Annotated in this window: 23 protein-coding genes; 12 read left to right on the top strand and 11 right to left on the bottom strand. The window is 67.6% G+C overall.

The features are described from left to right. The first annotated feature begins 318 nt into the window (after positions 1 to 318). The 10 genes from ABN034_RS16165 to ABN034_RS16120 all read left to right on the top strand — a co-directional run bounded on the left by ABN034_RS16165 (position 319) and on the right by ABN034_RS16120 (position 9,315). Complete coding sequence (locus tag ABN034_RS16165) at positions 319 to 1,086, top strand: SDR family NAD(P)-dependent oxidoreductase (protein WP_349691837.1); 768 nt, start codon at positions 319 to 321, stop codon at positions 1,084 to 1,086. Then, positions 1,083 to 2,081: a sugar phosphate isomerase/epimerase family protein gene (locus ABN034_RS16160; protein ID WP_349691836.1), complete on the top strand. Its 999-nt coding sequence runs from the start codon at positions 1,083 to 1,085 to the stop codon at positions 2,079 to 2,081. The genes ABN034_RS16165 and ABN034_RS16160 overlap by 4 nt, the downstream gene beginning before the upstream one ends. Next, positions 2,078 to 2,872: an SDR family NAD(P)-dependent oxidoreductase gene (locus ABN034_RS16155; RefSeq protein ID WP_349691835.1), complete on the top strand. Its 795-nt coding sequence runs from the start codon at positions 2,078 to 2,080 to the stop codon at positions 2,870 to 2,872. Before ABN034_RS16160 ends, ABN034_RS16155 begins: the two co-directional genes overlap by 4 nt. 5 nt (positions 2,873 to 2,877) lie before the next feature. Next, positions 2,878 to 3,912, top strand: coding sequence for an alcohol dehydrogenase catalytic domain-containing protein (locus ABN034_RS16150; protein WP_349691834.1), 1,035 nt, complete (start codon positions 2,878 to 2,880; stop codon positions 3,910 to 3,912). 69 nt (positions 3,913 to 3,981) lie between these two features. Further along, positions 3,982 to 4,593, top strand: a complete 612-nt coding sequence (locus tag ABN034_RS16145) for a class I SAM-dependent methyltransferase (protein ID WP_349691833.1) — start codon at positions 3,982 to 3,984, stop codon at positions 4,591 to 4,593. Positions 4,594 to 4,703: 110 nt separating this feature from the next. After that, a complete protein-coding gene (locus ABN034_RS16140) occupies positions 4,704 to 5,030 on the top strand; it encodes a putative quinol monooxygenase (RefSeq protein ID WP_349691832.1) in 327 nt (108 codons plus the stop codon). Between the two features lie 469 nt (positions 5,031 to 5,499). Continuing rightward, the gene (locus ABN034_RS16135) at positions 5,500 to 6,384 is read left to right on the top strand and encodes a carbohydrate ABC transporter permease (RefSeq protein WP_349691831.1); all 885 of its coding nucleotides are present in this window, start codon (positions 5,500 to 5,502) and stop codon (positions 6,382 to 6,384) included. A gap of 4 nt (positions 6,385 to 6,388) precedes the next feature. After that, positions 6,389 to 7,300, top strand: a complete 912-nt coding sequence (locus ABN034_RS16130) for a carbohydrate ABC transporter permease (protein WP_349691830.1) — start codon at positions 6,389 to 6,391, stop codon at positions 7,298 to 7,300. 33 nt (positions 7,301 to 7,333) lie between these two features. Continuing rightward, positions 7,334 to 8,722, top strand: coding sequence for an ABC transporter substrate-binding protein (locus ABN034_RS16125; RefSeq protein WP_349691829.1), 1,389 nt, complete (start codon positions 7,334 to 7,336; stop codon positions 8,720 to 8,722). A 116-nt stretch (positions 8,723 to 8,838) separates the two neighbouring features. Next, complete coding sequence (locus ABN034_RS16120; protein ID WP_349691828.1) at positions 8,839 to 9,315, top strand: nucleoside deaminase; 477 nt, start codon at positions 8,839 to 8,841, stop codon at positions 9,313 to 9,315. 32 nt (positions 9,316 to 9,347) lie between these two features. Here the strand turns inward: ABN034_RS16120 and ABN034_RS16115 are convergent, their stop codons facing one another. The 8 genes from ABN034_RS16115 to ABN034_RS16085 form a co-directional block, all read right to left on the bottom strand. Next, positions 9,348 to 10,106, bottom strand: a complete 759-nt coding sequence (locus ABN034_RS16115; RefSeq protein ID WP_349691827.1) for an NAD-dependent epimerase/dehydratase family protein — start codon at positions 10,104 to 10,106, stop codon at positions 9,348 to 9,350. A 154-nt stretch (positions 10,107 to 10,260) separates the two neighbouring features. Continuing rightward, positions 10,261 to 11,169, bottom strand: a complete 909-nt coding sequence (locus ABN034_RS16110) for a dihydrodipicolinate synthase family protein (protein WP_349691826.1) — start codon at positions 11,167 to 11,169, stop codon at positions 10,261 to 10,263. A gap of 2 nt (positions 11,170 to 11,171) precedes the next feature. Beyond that, positions 11,172 to 12,500 (bottom strand): mandelate racemase/muconate lactonizing enzyme family protein, encoded by a 1,329-nt coding sequence (locus tag ABN034_RS16105; RefSeq protein ID WP_349691825.1) that lies wholly within the window; start codon positions 12,498 to 12,500, stop codon positions 11,172 to 11,174. A 78-nt stretch (positions 12,501 to 12,578) separates the two neighbouring features. After that, positions 12,579 to 12,965, bottom strand: coding sequence for an enolase C-terminal domain-like protein (locus ABN034_RS34440; RefSeq protein ID WP_502879054.1), 387 nt, complete (start codon positions 12,963 to 12,965; stop codon positions 12,579 to 12,581). After that, positions 12,856 to 13,689 (bottom strand): GntR family transcriptional regulator, encoded by an 834-nt coding sequence (locus ABN034_RS16100; RefSeq protein ID WP_349691824.1) that lies wholly within the window; start codon positions 13,687 to 13,689, stop codon positions 12,856 to 12,858. The genes ABN034_RS34440 and ABN034_RS16100 overlap by 110 nt, the downstream gene beginning before the upstream one ends. 114 nt (positions 13,690 to 13,803) lie before the next feature. Continuing rightward, positions 13,804 to 14,664: an alpha/beta hydrolase fold domain-containing protein gene (locus ABN034_RS16095; protein ID WP_349691823.1), complete on the bottom strand. Its 861-nt coding sequence runs from the start codon at positions 14,662 to 14,664 to the stop codon at positions 13,804 to 13,806. Between the two features lie 275 nt (positions 14,665 to 14,939). Beyond that, positions 14,940 to 15,431, bottom strand: a complete 492-nt coding sequence (locus ABN034_RS16090) for a metallophosphoesterase family protein (RefSeq protein ID WP_349691822.1) — start codon at positions 15,429 to 15,431, stop codon at positions 14,940 to 14,942. 78 nt (positions 15,432 to 15,509) lie between these two features. Beyond that, positions 15,510 to 17,174, bottom strand: a complete 1,665-nt coding sequence (locus ABN034_RS16085) for a metallophosphoesterase family protein (protein WP_349691821.1) — start codon at positions 17,172 to 17,174, stop codon at positions 15,510 to 15,512. Positions 17,175 to 17,277: 103 nt separating this feature from the next. On the opposite strand from ABN034_RS16085, the gene ABN034_RS16080 reads away from it, so the two are divergent. After that, entirely contained in the window at positions 17,278 to 18,105 is an 828-nt protein-coding gene (locus ABN034_RS16080) for an exodeoxyribonuclease III (protein ID WP_349691820.1), read from the top strand. A 57-nt stretch (positions 18,106 to 18,162) separates the two neighbouring features. Here ABN034_RS16080 and ABN034_RS16075 read toward each other — a convergent pair whose 3' ends face one another. Then, complete coding sequence (locus ABN034_RS16075; RefSeq protein ID WP_349329036.1) at positions 18,163 to 18,312, bottom strand: hypothetical protein; 150 nt, start codon at positions 18,310 to 18,312, stop codon at positions 18,163 to 18,165. Positions 18,313 to 18,548: 236 nt separating this feature from the next. Next, the gene (locus ABN034_RS16070; RefSeq protein ID WP_349691819.1) at positions 18,549 to 18,806 is read right to left on the bottom strand and encodes a hypothetical protein; all 258 of its coding nucleotides are present in this window, start codon (positions 18,804 to 18,806) and stop codon (positions 18,549 to 18,551) included. A 283-nt stretch (positions 18,807 to 19,089) separates the two neighbouring features. On the opposite strand from ABN034_RS16070, the gene ABN034_RS16065 reads away from it, so the two are divergent. Next, entirely contained in the window at positions 19,090 to 19,935 is an 846-nt protein-coding gene (locus tag ABN034_RS16065; RefSeq protein WP_349691818.1) for a GH25 family lysozyme, read from the top strand. Positions 19,936 to 20,379: 444 nt separating this feature from the next. Here the strand turns inward: ABN034_RS16065 and ABN034_RS16060 are convergent, their stop codons facing one another. Further along, a complete protein-coding gene (locus ABN034_RS16060; protein WP_349691817.1) occupies positions 20,380 to 21,366 on the bottom strand; it encodes a CehA/McbA family metallohydrolase in 987 nt (328 codons plus the stop codon). Between the last annotated feature and the right edge of the window lie 79 nt (positions 21,367 to 21,445).

The raw sequence follows: 21,445 nt of genomic DNA, 5'->3' as shown, positions 1-21,445 counted from the left end.
CGCATACGTGATCATTCTGCCTGGAGTCCGGTCGAGATCCGGCAATTCCTTGACACCTGTTGCGGGGCGTAAATAGCGTCCGAAATGCTGGACACCTGGCGCGGGACGCCTTTTCCATCCCGCTCCCGCCTGTGGAGGGCTCCGTCGCAAGGACCCCGGTCGGCCAATTCGCCCCGTTTCTCTCCGGGAGCGGCGGGTGGGCGCAACGTGGCGCCCGGCCCGGCGCGTCCCTCGCCGCTCGTCCGTTCCGGATCGCCAAGGTCACAAGGACCGCAAGGATCGCCAAGATCGCCATCGTCGCGAAGTGAGGTTTCGTTCATGGGGTTGGAGTCGTTCGGACTCAACGGCCGGGTCGCCCTGGTCACCGGAGGCAACCGCGGCCTCGGTCTGGTGATGGCGACGGCGCTCGCCGCCGCCGGCGCCGACGTCGCCGTGACGAGCCGCCAGGAGGAGCAGGCAAGGAAGGCGGCGGCCGGCATCGCCGAGTCCACCGGCGTCCGCGCGCTCGGAGTGGGCGGGGACGTGACCCGCGCCGACGACGTGGCCCACGTGGTCACCACGGTGGCCGAGGAGTTCGGCCGGATCGACATCCTGGTCAACAACGCCGGGATCAACATCCGCAAGCCGATCGAGGAGTTCGACGAGGACAGCTGGGACCGCGTGCAGGCGACCAACCTCAAGGCGCCGTACCTGTTCGCCCGGGCCGTCTCGCCGCACATGAAGGCGCAGGGCTACGGCCGGGTGATCAACATCGGTTCGATGCTGGGCCTGTCCGCACTCCCCGACCGCAGCGCCTACTGCTCGAGCAAGGCGGCCGTGATGCAGCTGACCAAGGTGCTCGCACTCGAGTGGGCCGGCCACGGCATCACCGTCAACGCGCTGTGCCCGGGACCGTTCGCCACCGACCTCAACATCCCGGTCATCGAGAACCCGGAGACGAACAAGTTCTTCGTCGACCGGATCCCCCTGGGGCGATGGGGAAATCCTGACGAGCTCAGTGGCGCGATCGTGTTCCTCGCCTCGGCCGCGTCGAGCTTCATGACCGGCTCGGAACTCGTGATCGACGGAGGGTGGACCGCCCAATGAGCCCGTCACCTCTGCGCGTGGGACTCTCCGCGTACGGCACCACCTACAGCATGGGTCTCAACCCCGACGCCGGTCGGCCGCGCATCACCGCGCGGGCAATGATGGACCTGGCACAGACGTACGGCCTGACCGGCGTGGAGATGCCGGCCACGTTCCTCGAGGGTGAGGACGTCGAGAAGCTGGGCAGCGAGGCGGCCGAACGAGGTCTGTTCATCACGGTCGACACCGGCGGCTACGACCCCGAGGCACTGGCCCGGGTGATCGAGCTGGCCGCGCGGGTGGGCGCTCCCACTGTCCGTACCGTCGTCGGCGGCGCCAAGATCGGCGGCGACCGGCGACCCCTGGCCGGCCGCTGGCAACCCTTCCTCGCCGAGGTGCAGGCGAAGCTGAAGGTGGCCGCCGGCACCGCGGAGAGCGCGGGCATCAACCTCGCCGTGGAGAACCACCAGGACCTCGCGTCGGAAGAACTCCTGTGGCTGTGTGAGTCGATCGGATCGCCGTCCTTCGGTATCAACCTCGACACCGGCAACCCGCTGGGAACGGCGGAGGAACCGGTCGACTACTTCCGCCGCGTCGCACCGTATGTCAAGAACGTCCACCTCAAGGACTACTGGACGTGGTGGAGCGAGGAGGGCTATCTGCTCGTCCGCTGCCCCCTCGGTCAGGGGCTGACCGACTTCCCGGCGTTGCTGGACCTGCTCGACGAGGCCGTGCCGGGCGTCACGATGGCGATCGAGCTGGGTGCGCTTCAGGCACGCGACATCCGGGTGTTCGCGCCCGACTTCTGGCCCGACTACCCGCCTTCCCGTACGCCCGCCCAGCTGGCCGAGGCGCTGCGCGTCGTCCGCGCGAACGTCCGGCCGGGAGGCGACTGGCGGACGCCCGCCGAACGCGGCGAACCGGCCGAGGCCATCGTCGCCTACGAGCAACGCCAGCTGACCGCGAGCCTCGCGTACGTCCACGCACTGCAGACCACTCGGGCAGGAGACCGATGACCGCGCAGGACCACCCGGGCGGTGACCTCACCGGCAAGGTCGCGCTCGTCACCGGGTCGAGCCGTGGACTCGGCCGCCACTACGCGCTCGAGCTCGCCCGCCACGGCGCCGACGTCGCGATCCACGACCTGGACGGGGCCGCGGCCGCGCGATTCGGCGAGGCCGAGTCCGGAGAGGCGGTGGCGGACGAGGTACGCGCGCTCGGCCGGGGGTCCGGGTTCTTCGCCGCCGACCTGACCGACGCCGCCCAGACCGCTGGTCTGATCACGGACGTGGTCGAGGCGTTCGGTCAGCTCGACATCCTGGTCAACAACGCCGGCGGGGACATCGGCGCGCAGACCCCCCGGCCGGAGCCGAACGACGCGCTCGACATCGACCCCGACGACATCCGCGCCGTCGTGGACAACAACGTCCTCACGACGATGTACGCCTGCAAGTACGCCGGCCGGCACATGCGCGAACGACGTACCGGCCGGATCGTCAACGTGGGTTCGGTCGCCGGACACCTACCGGCCCGCAACGGCCTCATCTACGCCGCGGCGAAGGCGGCGAACGCGCACTACACCAGGTGCCTGGCCGAGCAGCTTCGTCCGTACGACGTGAACGTCAACTGCATCGCGCCGACCGCGACCTATACCGGGCGGTTCCGCGCTACCCGGGAGGTCCCCGACCAGAGCGACCGGTCCCGGCTGCAACGCGTCGCGGAACCGGCGGACATGGCCTCGATCGTGCTGTTCCTCGTCGGCCCGGCGTCGGCCCGCCTGACCGGCGAGACGATCGTCTCCTGGTGACGCCCGTGACGAACCTGGCAATGAGCGTCGTGCGGGGCCGGCGTGACACGGCGGCGACGCTCGCCGTTCCCGAGCCCGGACCAGGCGAAGGCTCCGTGCTCGTGCGTACCCTCCTCGTCGGGGTCTGTGGCACCGACCTGCACCTTGTCGGCGGTACACACCGTGCGTCCGCGTCCGGCCCCGACGCGCCCCGGCTGGTGCTGGGCCACGAGGCGGTCGGCCAGGTCGTGGAGGCACCGCCGACCTCCGGGTTCGCGCCCGGGCAATTGGTCACCGGCATCGTGCGGCGGCCCTGCGCCGAGTGTGCCGCCTGCGCCCGTGGTGACTGGGACTTCTGCACCAGCGGTGCCTACACCGAACGCGGTATCAAGGGTGCCGACGGTTTCGGCCGGACCCGCTGGCGTAGCGAGCCCGCCTACCTGGTTCCCGTTCCCGACAGCCTCGGCGAGCTGGGCGTCCTCGTCGAGCCGATGTCGGTCGTGTGCAAGGCACTCGAGACCGCCTTCTACGTCGCCCGACGGGGACCCTCCACGCCCGCGCGCCTCCTGGTGACCGGCGCGGGGCCGATCGGTCTGCTCGCCGCCGCCGCCGGCCGCGACGCCGGGCTCGACGTGACCGTGCTCGACCGGATGCGTACCGGTGTGAAGCCCGACCTCGTGACCACGCTCGGTGCGGCGTACACCGACGACCTCGGCACCCTCGCGGACGGTCCCCGCTTCGACCTGGCCTTCGAGTGTTCAGGGGCGGCCGGGTTGATCGGGCCGGCCACCGCTCTGCTCGGCCAGGCCGGCGTGATGATGCTCATCGCCGGCGGCGCCGCCGACCCCGGCTCGGTCCCGCCGATGCTGCTGCGCGCGAACGCCGCACTGGTGGGCACGGTCAACGCCGGCCGCCGGCACTACGCCCAGGCCGTCGACACCCTGCTGCGCGTGGACCGCTCCTGGCTCTGCCGCCTCCTCACCCGGCGCGTGCCGCTCACCTCCTGGCAGAGCGCCCTCGACCGTGACGACGACGAGGTCAAGGTCGTCGTCGAGTTCTGAACCATCGGCTGCGGCGTTGTCGGGTTCTGCACTATCGAGCGCTCTGGGCACGCCGGTAACGTCGCGGCCATGGCGGAGCCGATTGCCGAAACGCAGGAGACCTACGACGCGATCGCATCCGAATACCTCCGGCGGAACTCGACCGTCGACCCTCGGTCGCTCAACGACGACATCGCTGCCCTCGCCGCCGTTCTCCCGCCCGGAAGCTGGGTGGCCGACGTCGGCTGCGGTCCCGGCCGGGAGGTCCGCGCCATGCGCGCGCACGGGTTCCGGGTCGTCGGCCTCGACCTGTCCGCCGGCCAGCTCCGGACCGGCGGGCTGACCGGCGCCGCGCGGGCCGACATGCGCCAGCTTCCGCTGCGTACCGGATCCATGGACGCCGTCTGGTGCCAGGCCGCACTGCTCCACCTCCCCCGTGCGGACGTGCCGGGCGTGCTCGCCGAGTTCGCCCGAGCCGTACGCATCGGCGGCCGGCTCCACCTGTCCGTGGCCGACGGCGACGGCGAGGCGTGGGAGGTCGCGTTCAACTACGGCTCGCAACGTCGGCGCTGGTTCACCTACCACCGCGAACGCGACCTCGCCGCGCATCTCGCCGCCGCCGGCTTCGTCGTCGAGGAGGTACGCCGGACCGCGTCCTACCGCGACTGGCTCGCCATCGATGCCCAGCGGGTCGCGACGTAGCACGTGTGCCTCTGCTCGATGGACCGTGAACCTCTAGTGTGGGGCACGCGTCGTTGCCCGCGAGTGAGCGTGCCGTGCAACGTCGTTCGTACGTACGAAAGAGGACGTCCATGATCTTCATCACCGCGAAGTTCCGCGTGCGGCCCGAGTCGGCCGACCAGTGGCCGGCGATCGTCGAGGAGTTCACGCGGGCGACCCGCGGTGAACCCGGCTGCCTGTGGTTCGACTGGTCGCGGAGCCTTGACGACCCGGCCGAGTACGTCCTGGTGGAGGCGTTTCGTGACGACGACGCCGGGGCGGCGCACGTTCAGTCCGCTCACTTCGCGAAGGCACGCGAGACGCTGCCGCCCCACCTCGTCGAGACACCGCGGATCGTGAACTTCAAGGTCCCGCAGGAGGACTGGTCCGAGCTCGGCGAGATGGCGGTGTCAGGCTGAGTCACTGAGTCGCGCGGCCAGCCGGGCGTCGTGATCAGCCGGTCCACCCGGGCACTGCCTGCCGCGACTGCGACGATCCGACCCTTGTCGAGTCTCGACCCACCCGCGGTGCATGGACAGCGCGGCGCATTCCGTTCACGTTCACCTTCCCGCAGTCCTACTCGGCCGCTGACATGGGCCAGTCTTGCGACCGGTCGGTCGGGGCCCCTCGTACGCCAGCGCACTGGGGTTGACCACCAGTGCAGTGTTCGGCGGAGAGGTCGCAACGGCGCATTGACAGATCACAGCTACCCGGACACGGCGCGTGGCGGCCAAGAGTGTCCACCGATGCCGCGTTCCGTTGACCTGCCACGCGGGCCACCATTACTAATTTTGTATGCCTTATTCCCCGCCCGCCGCTCAGCCCGCTGACGCTGGCACCAGGCGGTCAGGGGCGAAGCGGTCGCGCCGGCGCTGGGGGCAGGAGGCGGTGCACGGGTACCTCTTCGCCGCGCCGGTGATCCTTGGCCTGCTGATCTTCACGGCGTACCCCATTGTCTTCACGTTCTATCTGAGCTTCACCGAGTACAAGATCGTCGACGCGCCGACCTTCATCGGGTTGCGCAACTACCTGGAGATGTTCTCCGACGAGTTGTTCCTCAAGTCGCTGTCGGCGACGATCTACTACAGCGTTCTCGCGATCCCCCTGACGCTCATCACCGGTTTCATGGTGGCCATCCTCATGAACCAGAAGGTTCGCGGCATCAGCATCTACCGCACCATCTGGTATCTCCCGACGCTCGTACCCGCAGCGGCCGCCGCCGCCCTGTGGCGCTGGATCCTCAACCGCGACTTCGGCCTCCTGAACAACCTGCTCGACTTCGTTGGCATACCCGGCCCCGGATGGTTGATCGAACCCGGACTCACCATTCCCGCTCTTGTGATGATCGGGCTCTGGATGGGCCTCGGCGGGACGATGCTGGTCTTCCTCGCCGGACTGCAGGGACTCCCCCAACAGCTGTACGAAGCGGCCGAGATCGACGGTGCCGGCACCGTCGGTCAGTTCCGGCACATCACGGTCCCGATGATGTCGCCGATCATCTTCTACAACCTCGTACTCGGCATCATCGGGTCGTTCCAGGTCTTCACGATCGTCTACCTGATCTACACTCCCACCGGCACGGGCAGTTCGGGGCCTGAGGACTCCGCGCTGATGTACATGGTGTTCCTCTACCGCAACGCGTTCCAGTACTTCAATGTCGGGTACGCAGCGGCACTGTCGTGGCTGCTGTTTCTCGTCATCGTGGGGCTGACCGTGGTGATGTTCCGCCTCCAACGCCGTTGGGTCTACTACGAAGCCGAGCGCGGGAGGTAGGCAGGTGGCCACCACGACGACGGGAAGCGGTCCCCTGACAGTCGACCTGGGCGAGGCACCGGCCGCACCGCGCCGGCGGCCGACCGGTCGGATCCGTCGCGTGGTGGCGTACGTCCTGCTGACCGGAGGCGGGCTCGTCATGCTGCTGCCGTTCGCATGGCTGATCAGCAGCTCCCTGAAGGGGCCGGAGAACATCTTCGTCCTACCGCCGGAGTGGATCCCCGAACCGGTGCGTTGGAGCAACTTCACCGAGGTCCTCTCCGCACTTCCCTTCCTGCAGTATCTGGAGAACACACTCGTCATCACGTTCGTCGCGACCGCGGGGCAGGTGGTGACGTCGGTGCTGTGTGCCTTCGCGTTCTCGCGACTGCGCTGGCCCGGCCGCGACATCTTCTTCGCCATCGTGCTGGCCACGCTCATGGTGCCGTACACCGTGACATTGATCCCGACGTTCATCCTCTTCAAGTCGCTGAACTGGTTGGACACCTTCCTGCCGTTGACCGTGCCCTACTGGTTCGGCGCCGGCAGTGCGTTCTTCATCTTCCTGCTCCGGCAGTTCTTCCGTACGCTGCCGATGGAACTCGACGAGGCGGCCCGGATCGACGGGGCGAGCCCCTGGGTGATCCTCACCCAGATCATTCTTCCGCTGTCCAGACCGGCGATCGCGGTCGTGACGGTGTTCTCGTTCCTCTCACACTGGAACGACTTCTTCGGTCCGTTGGTCTACCTCACGAGCGAAGAGAAGTGGACCCTCGCGCTGGGAATCTCAGCGCTACAGGGTCTGCAGTGGGGCCGGGACATGACCCATCTCGTCATGGCCGTCTCCGTCATCATGGTGGCGCCGGTGGTGGTGCTGTTCTTCCTGGCGCAGAAGACATTCATCCGCGGAATCGTGCTCACAGGCCTCAAGGCGTAGTGACGACGCCCTGCTCGAAAGGAAGGCATCATCGTGGATGCTCCGAGACAGTCTCCGCTCCACAGCCGGCGCGGGTTCCTCCTGGGCGCCGGCTCGCTCGGCCTCGCCCTTGCGGCCGGAGGCTTCACGTCGGCCTGCAGTGGCTTCACCGGCGGATCCGGCGGCGCGGGCGGCAGCGACAGTGCGGGAGTCGACTTCTTCGCCCGTGGCGACCAGGCGATCTGGAAGGTGTTCCGCCAACTGCGTGAGGAGTTCGCCACCCGCAATCCCGACACCAAGGTGAACATCGAGCAGGTGCCGGGCGACTTCTACCAGAAGTTCCAGCTCAAACTCGCGAGTGGCACGCCGCCGGATGCGCTCTTCGAGTGCTCGTGCACGATCACGTCGTCGATTCGGGCGGGTGCGCTCGAGCCACTCGACGATCTGATCAAGAGCGACCCCCGGTTCAAGAAGGACGAGTTCCTGCCGACCGCGTGGGACACCTCGGAGTACGAAGGCAAGACGTACGGCCTGCCCTATGACGGGGGGTCGATGGCGATCTACTGCAACCTCGACCTGTTCGAGAAGGCCGGCATCGAACCGCCCGACCCGACGACGCCGATGACCTGGGACGAAGTGGTCGAGTACGGCCGTCAGCTCACCGTCGACCGCAACGGCAAGAGCCCCGGCCAGGCCGGCTTCGATCCGAGGCGGGTCAAGCAGTACGGCTTCGACCCCGCGGCCGGTGGCACTCCCTGGCCGTGGGTGTGGGCGAGCGAGGGCGAGGTGATCACCGAGGATCGCCGAGTGCCGTTGGACGAACCAGAGGCGGTGGAAGGTCTGCAGTTCGTTGCCGACCTTGGCGTCAAGCACGCGATTGCCCCGAGTCCTGCCTACCAGCAGTCCGGCCAGCTCTCCTTCCTGACCGGCAACGTCGCGATGGTCTATGACGGCGTGTGGGCGACGGTGCGCAACCGGGCGGCGAAGTTCGACTGGGACGTCGTCCCCTTCCCGGTCGGGCGTAAGAAGGTCTCCACGGGTTGGTACTCCCCGCTTTCGGTCACGGCGAAGGCACCGGACGAGGAGAAGCAGGCCGCCTGGGACTGGATCTCCTTCTGTACCTCGGCCGACGGCCAGAAGATCGTCTCCTCGCTCGGCCAGAGCGTGCCGTCGCTCCGGGAGCTCGCCGAGGGCGACGTGTTCCTCGATCCGTCGACGAAACCCATGAGCAAGCAGGTCTTCCTCGACGAGCTCAACCCTGAGTTCCTTCGTACGCCAGGTGACAAGACGGGCAAGCACTACGGCGGGTACGTCGTCGAGTGGGGCAACGTCTTCACGCCGGTCTGGGAGTCGGTCCTGATGGGCAAACGCTCCGCGGCCGAGGCGATGAAGGAGGTTCGACCCAAGCTGGAGAAGCTGCTCGCCACCGGGAAGACCTCCTAGCGTCGGCGGCCACGGGGACGGCTTCAGCCGGGACCTCATCGGCATCATCCGCGACACGTGATCGCCTGGAATCTCGACGGGCAGGGCCGGAACGCCCGGAACGTTACGATTCCCGCATGACGTCCAGTGACGAGCCGGGACTGGCTCCGGCTGACAGTGATCTCCTGCGGCAGGTCGTCCAGCTCGCTTTGGACAACGCGGGCGTCGGTCGAGCCCCGTTCGGCGCCCTCGTGGTCCGAGACGGGCAGGTGCTCGGCACCGGCGTCAACACCACCGCGCAGGACAACGATCCGACGGCGCATGCCGAGGTGGCCGCCATCCGCGCCGCCTGCTCCCGGCACGGCCTGGAGAACCTCACCGGGGCGACCGTCGTGTCGAGCTGCGAGCCCTGCGTGATGTGCCACGCGGCATGTGCCGTCGCCGGGCTGGCCCGCATCATCTATGCCGCACCCAAGGAGTTCGTCCCCGGCGTCGAGCGGACTCCCCCGATCCTCACGCAGATGCAGGACGCCCTGCACCGACTGGCGCCGGGCCAGCTCCAGTACGTCCCGACGCCCGGTGCCGACGAGCCGTTCGCCCGGTGGCAGCAGTGAGGCTCCAGGCCTCCGCGCGCGGGACCCGGGAGCTAGGGCTGCGACGCGTCCTTCGACCAGGCGAGCTCGGCGACGATCCGGGCCGAGTCGTCAACGGGTTCGTATCCCAACTCCCGCCGGGCATTCTCGAGGTCGTACCGCATCGGGGTGTTCGCCGAGACGCCGTAGTAGATGCCGAAGCGGACATCGGCGGTGAGGCTCTTACGGACGAGTTGGCCAAGGTCGCGGAAGCTCAACCACATCCGCCGCCAGCCCGCGTTGTCGGGAAGGTAGCGTTCGAGCACCCAGCCGATCCGTAGGCAGACGACGGACAGGTCACTGGTCTCGGCGTAGTAGCGTCCGAGCGCCTCGCCGAACGCCTTGCTCGCGCCGTAGAGGGAGTCCGGCGCGATGTCACCGCCAGGGTCGAGGGGCCACCGCTCCTGCTGGTCGAGCATGCCGGTCACGTGGTTGGTGCTGGCGAAGACGAGCCGACGCGCGCCGGCCAGACGGGCCGACTCGAACACGTGGTAGGCACCGTCGAAGTTGGGCGAGCGCAGGTCGTCCCAGGGCGCCGAAACCCGGGGATCCGCCGCCAGATGGATCACCGCGTCGCACCCCGCTGCCGCTTTCTGGACGCCGGCGAAGTCCGCGATGTCACCCTCGAACACCATCTCGTTCGGCCGCGCCTGGACGCCGGACGGATCCCGGTCATGCAGGTGCAGGCGATAGTCCGACAGCGTGTCGCGCAGGCTCGTGCCGATCCTGCCAGCCGCTCCTGTCAACAGGATCCGCGGTGCGTCGTCACCCACGTGCCATCTCCTTAGCCGGACGTCGAGACTGTCACGATATCGGCCAGGCGGACGACCGCCCTCACCCCGCCCTTGTCGGACAGAAGCCGGAGTTCCGGGCGCGGCTCAGGCGCTCAGACGCCGCCGAACGCAAGAGTGATCGCGATGTCCTGCGCTACTCCGCCCCGAAGGGATAGCCGCCGACGTCGTTACGTATTGCCTCGATCAGGATCGAGATCTCCCGCTTGTCGTCCGTGTCGAGCTCGAGCGCCGCACTGGGCGCCCGTTGGACGGTCGAGGTGAAGACGCCACGCCTCCTGAGGATGTAGCGCATCAGTGACTGCCGTTCCCGGATGAGGATCGGCAGGAGCCGCTGGTGGAGGTCCCGGGCGGCCGGCTCATCACCGGCCCACCACTGCTCCATCACCTTGGCCAGGACATCGGCAACCTGGCAGGCGGGCATGCACCCGCCGGCCCCACGGACAAGTTCCTCCGGAAGCAAGCGCCCGCCAACCCCGCCGAAGATGGTCTTGATCTTGTCGCCGAGCAGCTGGTGGATCTCCCCGATATGCCGCGGTCCCGGTGGGCGTTCCTCCTTGACGTACTCGATCTGGGGTACGTCGTCGACGACCGACGCCACCTGTTCGGCCGACAGCGGAACATAGTCGCTCGCGTTCTGCAGGATGATCGGGCCCTCGAAGACCTCGCCGAGCCGACGGAACATGTCCATTCCCACGTCCTGCGTCGTACGCGCCGGAGGCATGGCGATGATCGCGTCTGCACCCGCCTTCTGCGCCTCGCGGGCGAACAGCAACACCTGCGGTATGGACGTGCCGGAGCATCCGAACACCACCGGCAGCCGGCCGTTCGCCTTCTCCAGCAGGGGTTCGAGATGGCGGAGACGTTCTGACTCACCCAGGAGGTAGAACTCCCCCACCATGACCGGCCACACGATGCCGTGCTGCCCGGTCTCACAACAGAAATCCGCCGCCGCCAGGAGATCGGCGGTGTGGATCTCGTAGTCCTCGGTGTAAGGCGTGGGCAGCAGGCCGAAGACGCCTTTCAGATGGTCCAATCTCGTCATCGTCACTCCCGCCAGCGATCGTCTGGACGCCAGAAGCCGAGCTTGGGAGTGTTCCACTCTTCGGTGGGAAGGAACATCGTGTCGGGTGTGCGGAGGTTCTCCTCGATGGCGGCGTAGTTGAGATCGACACCCAGGCCAGGAACATCCGGAACGGTGACGTAGCCGTCGGTCAGATAGTCCGCCGGCAGGCCAGTCACCAGGCTCTCCCAGAAGGGAAGGTCGAGACCGTGGTGTTCGAGCGCCACGAAGCTGGGAATCGCCGCAGCGCAGTGGACGTTGGCCATGAACGCGATCGGCGAGCCGGCGAAGTGCAGCGCCGTCGTCAAGCCGAAGCGTTCGCCGTAGTCGGCGATCTTCTTCGTCTCCAGCATCCCACCCGAGGTGAGAAGGTCGGGGTGCAGAATGTCCATGGCCCGCTCTTCGATGAACGGCTGGAACTCGTCCCACAGATAGAGTTCCTCGCCCGCCGCCGTCGGCGTGGAAATCGCGTCCGTCACCCGCTTGTGCCCCGCCACGTCGTACCACGGCATCGGATCTTCCAACCAGGCAAGGCCGTAGGACTCCAAGGGCTCGGCGAGCTTGATGACGTCTTTCGCGGTCAGGTGTCCATGACCGAAGTGATCGGTGCAGAGCGAGACGTCCCAGCCGGCCGCCTCTCGCACCGCGGACACCACCTCGACCGCACGTGCGATGCCGCGTTCGGTGAGCTTCGCGGGAGATCCGGCACCCGGTGCCCGCCATCGGCGACCGAGGCCGTGCTCGAACCTCGACGGCTGGCCGATCGTGCCGCCCGGCGTGTCGGTGAACAGACTCGGCCGGATGTCGAACTTGATGAACGTGAGACCGAGAGCCTTACGGGCGCGTACGACGTCGGCGTAGGCCTCCGGTGTCGGCTCCGCCGGCGCGGGCGTGTCGCCGTAGATCCGTACGGCGTCACGGTACTTGCCGCCGAGGAACTGGTAGCAGGGGACGCCGTAGACCTTGCCGACGAGGTCCCACAGGGCGATCTCGATCCCGGAGACGCCGCCACCCTCACGACCGCTGTTGCCGTATCGCTTGATGGCACGGAAGATCATGTCCACGTTGCAGGGGTTCTGACCGACGAGCATGCTCTTGAACTGCAGCGCGCTTTCCTTGTGCCCCGCGTCGCGGACTTCGCCCAGTCCGTACACGTCCTGGTTGGTGTCGATCCGGATGATCGGGTAGTCGTAGTTGCTGGCCACGACCGCCACGCGGATATCGGTGATCTTCAGATCCGACGACCGCGAGGCCGTGGAGATGGCGTCCTCGACCTGGCCGAGGCGTTCGGCGTCGTCACCTGTGCGTGACACGAGAAGTCCTCCTGTCGGTAGGCAATCGTGAAAGGTCTGTTCCGGCCACCTGAGAGGGCTACTGGCGGCGCGTACGCTTCAACTCCACCAGCTCCTGGACTGCGACAACGGCTGCGGTCGGAAACTCAACTCCGCGATGGCTTCCACGTCGACCTCCGCACCGAGTCCGGGCCCTGTCGGAACCTCGAAGTGGCCGTCGACGAGCGTCACGCCATCGGGACACACGCGGTCTCTGACCGAGGACTCCCGCGGCATGTTCTCGAGAACGAGGAAGTGGGGGATCGCCGCGGCCAGGTGGATCGAGGCAAGCGTCGCAATCGGTCCACCGGGGTTGTGTGGCGCGACCGAGCGGGCCTCACCTCCCTGATTGCGGTCTCGACCGACGCGATGGCGCCGTGCAGAGATCCCTCTCCCAACCCGACGAGGCCCTCGTCGGTCGACACCCGGACGAAGAGCCAGTTGCACCAGTCGGCCCAGAACGTGAACGTGTCAACCTTCGTGATACGCACCCGGCTCCTCCTTCCTCACTAGCTCGTCCGTCCCTGATCAGATGGTCGACGAAGGTCATGGCATGGCGGCGGTGCAGGCGTTCGAGGTCGTCGCGTCGGCGTTGCTGTAGCAGGGTGAGCAGTTCACGATGCTCGGCCTGGGACGCTTCGAGATAGGCACGGTCGAAGACGTCGTCGGAGTGCCGGTAGCGCTCGGTGTTGCGGGCGATCGCGGCGATCGCCTCCTGCAGTGCCTGGGATGGTGCCTTGTGGACGAAGCTGTCGTGGAACTCGGTGTTGAGCCGGCGGAACTCGCGCACGTCGTTGTCGGCGGTGGCGCGTTCCAGAGCGTCGAGCAACCGGGCGGTGACGGCGAGATCCTCGGTGGTCATCACCTGACACGCTTCGGCCGCCGCGTACCCCTCGAGCACCCCTCGGACCGCGAACAGCTCGCGCAGCTGCTCGTCCGTCGCGCGTGAGACCGTCATGCCGCGGTAGGGGGTCTCGGTGACCAGGCCCTCACGCTGCAGCCGGCGCATCGCCTCGCGGACCGGTGTGATGCTGACATCGAACTGCTTGGCCAGCTTGTCGATGACGAGCTTCTCGCCGGGGACAAGGCCACCAGAGCCGATCAACTCACCAAGGCGCTCGTACACGGCGTCGGAAAGCGTGCCCCGTCCCAACGGGCGGATCGACGTCATGGTGATGGATCATGCATGATCCATGGCATCTCGTGGAGGGTTGGCGGCCTCTTCGGCCGCGATCGGCCCGTGGCCGACACTGCGTCCAGCCGGCCCACGCGGGGCGTAGCCCGTTCAGGTCCCCAGAGTCCGCCGGAAGAAGTCGAGGGCCTGCAGGCCGAGGTCCGCCCAAGGGTCGTTCCCCAAGGGCAGGTCCAGGTTCTCCAGCAGGTTGTGGTGCCCGCCGTCCACGACATGGAACGTCACCTCCCGCTCGTACGCCCGAAGAGCGCGGACCATGGTCTCGGCCTGCTCGAACGGCACGATCTCGTCGCGGGTGCCGTGCACGATCAGGAACGGCGGCACACCCACGTGCACATGCTCCGCGGGGCTCGCCAACCGGCGGAGCTCCGCGGTTTCCGAAGGCGGCCCGCCGAACAGTGCGTCGAGCACCTCCGCGTTCTCCTGTGGCATCGTGGGGAAGTCACTCGGTGCACAGCGCATGACCACCGCCTGCACCGCGCTGGGCCATTCGGCCGAGCCGCAGTCCCCTTCAAGATCGGCACGACCGGCGGTGGTGCCGAGCAGCGCGGCGAGATGTCCCCCCGCCGAATCGCCCCACACCCCGACGCGCTCGGGGTCGATGCCGTACGCCTCCGCGTTCGCCCGCAGCCAGCGGACCGCCGCCTTGACGTCGTACAGCTGGGCGGGAAATGGTGCCTGTCCGCTCAGCCGGTAGCTCACATTGGCCGCGACGAACCCGTGGGCGGCGAGCAGCGGGCTGAGCCAGGGGTACATGCCGGTGCTGCGCTCCCCCGCACGCCAACCGCCCCCGTGCAGGTAGAGGACGGCAGGTGCCAGCTCGGGAGGTCGCGGTGTGGGCAGGAGGAGGTCGAGGTACCGGTCCGCTTGCCATGCCGGCAGTCCCGGAACAGAGCCGTATTTCTGGGCGGCTCTCACGTCAACTGCATAAGGCGATTCTGGCGTGAGCAACATGTCGTGCACCGTAGTGAGGCCAGACGACGAAACGCGAGAGGCCGAACCCCGTCCGAATCCGGCCGATGTCGGGGAGGCGACACCATCAGCCGCATCGGTTCTCGGGCGAGAAGCACGCCCCGGACAGCCGACCGACCCAGGAACGGTCCTGCTATCCATGGTCACCGGTCTTTCCGTCGGACTGGGAGGGACACCGGGTCGTGTGGCAACCGGCACGCTTCCGCGGACGCCGACCGGCTCCTTGCCCGCCTCGGGACGGCGGCGACGGGCGGCAGTCAGGTGACAGGGACGATCCGGGCGTCCAGGATCCGACCGGCGTCGAGCTCGGGGATTCCGATCGTGCCTCGTGGCTGCCGGCGCCGGTCGGTCGGCGAGCCGGGGTTGAAGATCCGCAGACCCTGCCCGGTCTCCGTCAGCGGGATATGGGAGTGACCGAAGACCACGAGATCGGCATCCGGGTAGCGGCGGCGCATCCGGGCGAGGCGCCCGGCCGCCGGACCGCTGTCATGCAGCATCGCAAGTCGTACGCCTTCGAGTGTCAGCTCCACCTCGTCCGGCGCGCCCCAGTTGGCGACGTCGGGCCCGTCGTTGTTTCCCCGGACCGCATGCACGGGCGCGTAAGCAGCCAACTCGTCCAGCACCGCTGCCGTGCACACGTCACCCGCGTGAAGGACCACCTGAGCCGTCCGCAGGTGTGCGGCGACCCGCTCGGGGCATGACCGCCACCGCCGGGGCGCGTGGGTGTCGGACAGCACCACCACTCGCATCACCCCATCATGGCGCAGGCGTACGCCACCGGCGTCCGGTCCCGTACGGGTCGTCCGGCAGTCGCTGCGACTCGGCGGCTAGCGTCCGTCCGGCTGAGGAGACGAAAGGGAGGGCGACGACGGGGAGGGCGACGACGGGTCAAGGCTGACGGTCGGCGACGACACCGGAGTCTCGGGCACCGAACCGGTCGGAGTGGGTATCGGGCTCGGTGGCGGTTCCGCCTCCTCGTCCGGCTTCACCTGGTGCCGTTCGATCTGGGCCGACGTGAGCCCAAGCCCACCAAGCGTGATCTGGTCCCAGGCCCGAAGCTCCCTGGTCGACCGGTCGAGGTAGAGCACCGACAGCGCGACCGGCTGCGGCTCCTCGTACTTCAGGGCACGCATGCCAGCGCCACCGGTGGTGCCTTCCTGCATGAGTCGGCTGCCCTTCGGCAGGACGCGGGCGAGGTGTTCGTGGCCGTGGCCGGTGAGCAGCAAGGACGCGTGGCCGTCGAAGAACGTCGCGCCGGCGCTGTCGTGGAAGACGATCGCGTCGACGGCGGGAAAGGAGTTCTTCGCGACCTTCGCCAGCGCGAACGCCTGGTTCGCCACCGCGCGGGTGTCCGACTCCGGCACGACACGCCTCCAAGCCGGGGTGAACCGCGGATCACCCGCGCCGAGGAACCGGATCCCCTTCACCGTCTTCACCTTGCCGTCGAGCACCACGACGTTCGGCAGCGCCCGCATCGCCTTTTCGGTGATGAGCGAGTCATGGTTACCGCGCACCCAGACGTACGGCACGCCGAGGTTCCGGATGGGTTGCAGGAAGTAGTTCTCAGCCGGGAGGCCATGGTCGGTGATGTCACCGGAATCGACGATCACGTCGATGGAGTACTGCCGGGTGACTGAACCGATGATGTCCCACGCGTGCTCGCCGAGGTGCAGGTCAGAGACATGGAGGACCCGGATCTCGTCGTCGCTCGCCGAGGTGGCCGGGAGCGTGTTCGTGACGTCGTACAGCTCGGAGACGCTGCCGACCAGGCGTACCAGCTCGTCGGAGTAGGCACCGAAGCTCTCGGCGAGGTCCTGGGCGTTGCCGACCAGAGAGGGTGCGCTGGCAAGGAGGCCGGTGTACTTCGGCTCGGCGACAGCGCGCGGATCCAGCGTCGCGCCCGCGACGCTGAGCACCGTGAGGATCGCGACGGCGGCTCCACCGCCGGCGATGAGCGTCGGGATCCGGCGGCGCATGACGATCAGCGTGACCGTCATCGCGCCGAGTGTTCCGGTGATCAGCCCCTTGGTCGCGGTGGCGTAGATACCGGTACGCACGTCGTCGACGATCTCGGGCTCGAGCCCCCGAAGCGCCTGCGGGTCCTCGACGAGCCGCTTCGCCGCGACCGGGTTGATCGCGTCGACGCTGACCTGGATCTGGACGGGCCCGTCGTGCGTGTCGAGCTCCAGGGTGCCGAGAGGCGGCAGTGAAACCTTCGACTCGCCGTCCCACGACGGCACAAGCCGCATCGTCGTGTCCACCGGACCCACCGGAGCCGCGGTCTGCCCGAGAAACATGCCCAGCCAGGCCCCACCGGCAGCCAGCCCGGCCAGGCCGACGACCTGGACCGGACGACGCAACCGGGTAGACACCCGCGCGTACGTACCGAGGACGACGCCCAGGAAGCGTCGCTGAGCCGCCCACGCCCCGATCCTTGCGGAGGCGAGCGCCAGGCGCCTTCGAAGGCCCGGCATCAGCGGACGGTCATACATTCGTACCGTTGTATCACCCGCCGGCCCGGCTGATCGAACCTCTCCGCGAGCGTCGCCAGGACCTACCGACGACAACCTGGGCCGGTGCGGTACAACGGTACGTGTGAGAGTGGCGACCTGGAATGTCAACTCCATCACCGCCCGGCAGGCACGCGTCGAGGATTGGCTCGACCTTGCCCAACCCGACGTGCTCTGCCTGCAGGAGACCAAGTGCGCCGGAGACAAGTTCCCCGGTGAGGGGGCGATCGAGCGGGGCTATCAGGTGGTCGCCCACGGCGACGGCAGGTGGAACGGCGTGGCGATCCTGTCTCGCGTGGGACTCGAACAGATCACCCGGGGGTTCCCCGGCCAGCCGGGCTACGCGCCCCCACCGGATGAGGATGACGCGGCGCTGGTCGACATCCCGCCGGTCGCCCACGTCGAGGCCCGCGCGCTGGGCGCCACCTGTGGCCCGCTGCGGGTGTGGTCGGTGTACGTGCCTAATGGACGGACCCCGGACAGCCCGCACTTCCACTACAAGCTGACGTGGCTCGCCGCGCTGCGCGACGCGCTGGCAGCTGAGCTCGCCACCTCGGAGGCGTTCGTCGTGGCTGGTGACTTCAACGTCGCACCTACCGACGCCGACGTCTGGGATCCGTCCGTCTTCGTGGGTTCGACCCACGTCACCGATGAGGAACGAGGGGCACTCGCCGACCTTCGCGCGCTCGGTCTCGATGACGTGAATCCACGGGCGCTGAAGTACGACACTCCCTACACCTACTGGGACTACCGAGCTGGCAGGTTCCACAAGAACGAAGGCATGCGGATCGATCTCTTCCTTGCGAGCCGGTCGGCGGCCTCGCGGGTCACGGACGCCTACGTCGACCGAGATGCGCGCAAGGGGAAGAATCCCTCCGACCATGCCCCGGTCGTCGTCGACCTGGACCTGTGAGCAGTCGGGACACGAGGATCTCACGCTCAGGCGGAGGGAACGCCCGGATCCGACAGGTCAGTGGTGCCGGTGCCGGCGTGGATGCACCAACTGCCGCAGTCGCCGCTGGTTCCCAGGCTTACGCAGCTGCTCGCGGGCCTGACGAGTAAGTCGCTGTGCCTGCTCGCCGTGGAAGAATGCGCGGACGCGCTCAGAGAGCCTTGCCATGATGCCTCACTTTGCCGGATTCGTACGGGTCACCACACCTACTCAGTGGCCCTCGGCGAACTCGAGTCTTCGCTTGGTCTCTATTCGAGTCGACGAACGTACCCAGCTGGACGTTCCTTCCCGGCCGGGGCCGCACAGCACCGTGTGGGTGTCCTGATGGCGCGGTCGAGCCGGATTTGTACGGCTCTCACAGGTCCAATGGCACAGCCATGACCTGCGACAGAGTGGCTCTGAGATCAGGTCTTGTCCGAACGGCGGTCCTCGATGGCGCTGGCCATGGCGGCGAGCGTGACGATGCTGAGGATCACCATGCCGACAACGATCACGATCGCGGGGCCGGGACCATCCATCACCACTCCGCCGTACGTCACGAGCAGCCAGATGACTCCCACCCAGAGGCCGGTGAGGATGAACGTCACCACAACCTCGCCGGAGACCACCATGAAGATCGCCGCGACTGCAACGACGAGAAAGGTCCACGCCCAGACGTCCATCGCCACCAGCCTCCGCCCGCTCGACAAACCAAGTATCGCCCCGGAGGAGCACCGTCGACGTGGCATGTGGCCGCGACCTTCTACCTGGCCGCAACGGAATGAAGTGGCAGTCGCTGCCAGGGGCCTTTCCGCACATCACCAGTCTGTCCCGCACTGCAGGAGTTGCGATCCGTGGCCAGACAGCCGAATCCGGCCTCTTCGAATGGGCGTATCGCGTGAACCGTGGGGCTGGTTATGCCGTGCCTGTTGATGTCCGCGTACGTGGACCTACAGGAGGGGATCGATGAGTGGCAAGTTGAACCGCACGGTGACCGGTCGAGGTAGACGATGGTGGGCTGCGCTACTGGCGCTGGCGGCTGTTCTTGGAATGACGCTGGTGGGTGTCACACCCGCCGGCGCGGCCGTGCAGACCGCGGCTCGGGCGACGCAGGTCGAGGTCGAGGGGCTCGATCTCTTCCTGGACACGCAGAACGGCACAGACTGGGTGGCTGCGGCGAACTCAGGCCGCCGGTTCGTGTATGCCATTGCGACAGTGGGTGCCGATGGCGACGGCTTCACCGCGGGATTCGCGACGAAGACCGCCGGTGCGCGAGAGGCCGGGATGTTCGTCGGTGCTTACCATATGGCGAACCCGGCGGCGTTGCATCCCACAGCCCGACTAGCGGCGACGCAGGCGAACTTCTTCGTCGACAACGGCGGGGCGTGGTCGGCGGCCACCCAGACGCTACCAGGCGCTCTCATGCTCGGGCCTGACCCGAACTTCCAGGAGACATGTTCCTTCCTGACCCAGAGCGAAATGGTGGCGTGGATCCGGGAGTTCGTCGACACCTACCGCGCCCGAACGGGCCGGAATCCTGTCATCGCCACCAGCCGGTCGTGGTGGGAGCAGTGCACGGGCGGGTCGAGAGCCTTCGGATCTCTTCCGCTGTGGACGAATGTGAATACGTCTGGGCCCGTTCCCGTACTGCCGGACGGCTGGAGGTCCTACACGTTCCTTCTGTACGACAGAGGCCCTGTCCCTGGGGTCGACGGCACGCGAGCATGCGAGACCTGTGAGCACGAGGTGAGCCTCGACCGGTTCAACGGCAGCGAAGCCCAGTTGCTCGCCTTCGCCAACAACACGCAATAGCGCAGATCGCAGCATTCAAACCCGGCAGGGCCGAGGGTACGAACCGGCCCTGCCGGAAATCCACACACGAGTGGGAGACCGTCTCTACGTGCTGCTCCCCTTCGTGCCGAAACGATTCAGGTAGCCAAGAACTCGGGACGGACACGGCGGCAACGGCGTACGCGATCGGTGCAGCCATCGCTCGCCTCGACAAAGCATTGGCCGACTGCCCTGGCAGGTGCGGTCATACGTCGACGACCCAGCACGACAGATCCTGGACGAGGCCCTTCCGAAGCTTCCCGACATGGCTCGTACGGTTGCGCCCCTCGTCGACCGGCCTTCGGCCACCGTGGCCGGCTCTACCGACGGTCGAGCTCGACGGCAAGGATCAGTCTCAGTTCCGGCTGGAACCAGCCAGCCTCCCAACGCACGGCCACGTCCGGCAGCGGGCCCGACAACCTCGGTCTAGATCAGGATGACGGGGTTGGTGAGCGCTGCCATGGCACCGCTGGGGTGGCGTACTTCGATGCGGACGTAGTCCGATTCTTCGGCGGTGGTCGCCCACTCGGTCGCGCCTGCGCCATCCTCGGGCAGTGACGCGCGGTGGACGGTGCCGCGGTCGGTGTGCACGCTGATCGAGCCGGACGGTACGCCCTGAACGGCTACGCGCACGACGGCTGGCTTGTTGTCGGTCTCGAGCTGTTCACCGATTCCGGCGGTCCGGTGGTTGGTGGAGAGCGTGACCGCGAGGTCGACGCTGGAGGACTCGGCGACCCAGCTCCGACCGGCGCGTATGCCCGCGAGGATGGCGCCGGTGGTGAAGTCGTCAGCTTGGACGACTGTCTGCGGGATCCCCATCTGATTCTCGAAGTGGGTGTCGCTGTTGCCCATCGCGGGCCGCCACGTTCCGGAATGGATGTCCGCGGCCAGGTTGCGCCCCCATTCGGCAAGGGCCGCAGCGTTGTCGGCACTCCACGGCAGGTCCGACGCCCACAGCCCGTTCCACACCTCGATGACGTCGAGTCCCTGATGGGGATACATGAACGTCCCTGACTGGTAGGGGGCGTGCGGGTGTGCTGCCACGCACAGGCCACCCGTGCGGTGCACCTCGTCCAGGTGCCGGCCGAGCACGCCGTCCCGCACGCGGTACCGCCAGTCGATCTCCTGACCCGGGCGGATACCAAGCGCCAACCAGTGACCGTTGTCCGTGGTCACTTCCTCGCCGAGGATTACCAGCAGGTCATCACCGGCGACGCCACTCCAGGCGGCGTGACCGGCCGACGTGTTGTGCTCGGTGGCGGCGATGAAGTCCAACCCTGCGGTGCGTGCCTCCGCGGCGAGTTGCTCTGGCGTCAGGTGTCCATCCGAGTAAACCGAGTGCACGTGACAATCGCCGCGATACCATCCCGCGCCTCGCCCAACGACCCTGCCGCCTACCCGATCAGAACCCACTACGGCAGGTTAACCATCCTCAGCAATCGGCCTGGATGCGACGTACAGCGCTCGAGATGACCACGCGGGTCAGCGCGGA

It is taken from the genome of Actinopolymorpha sp. B11F2 (assembly GCF_040195635.1).
Taxonomy (GTDB): Bacteria; Actinomycetota; Actinomycetes; order Propionibacteriales; family Actinopolymorphaceae; genus Thermasporomyces.
Note: the sequence above shows the minus strand (reverse complement) of the source record. Positions and strands in the feature narration are given on the sequence as shown.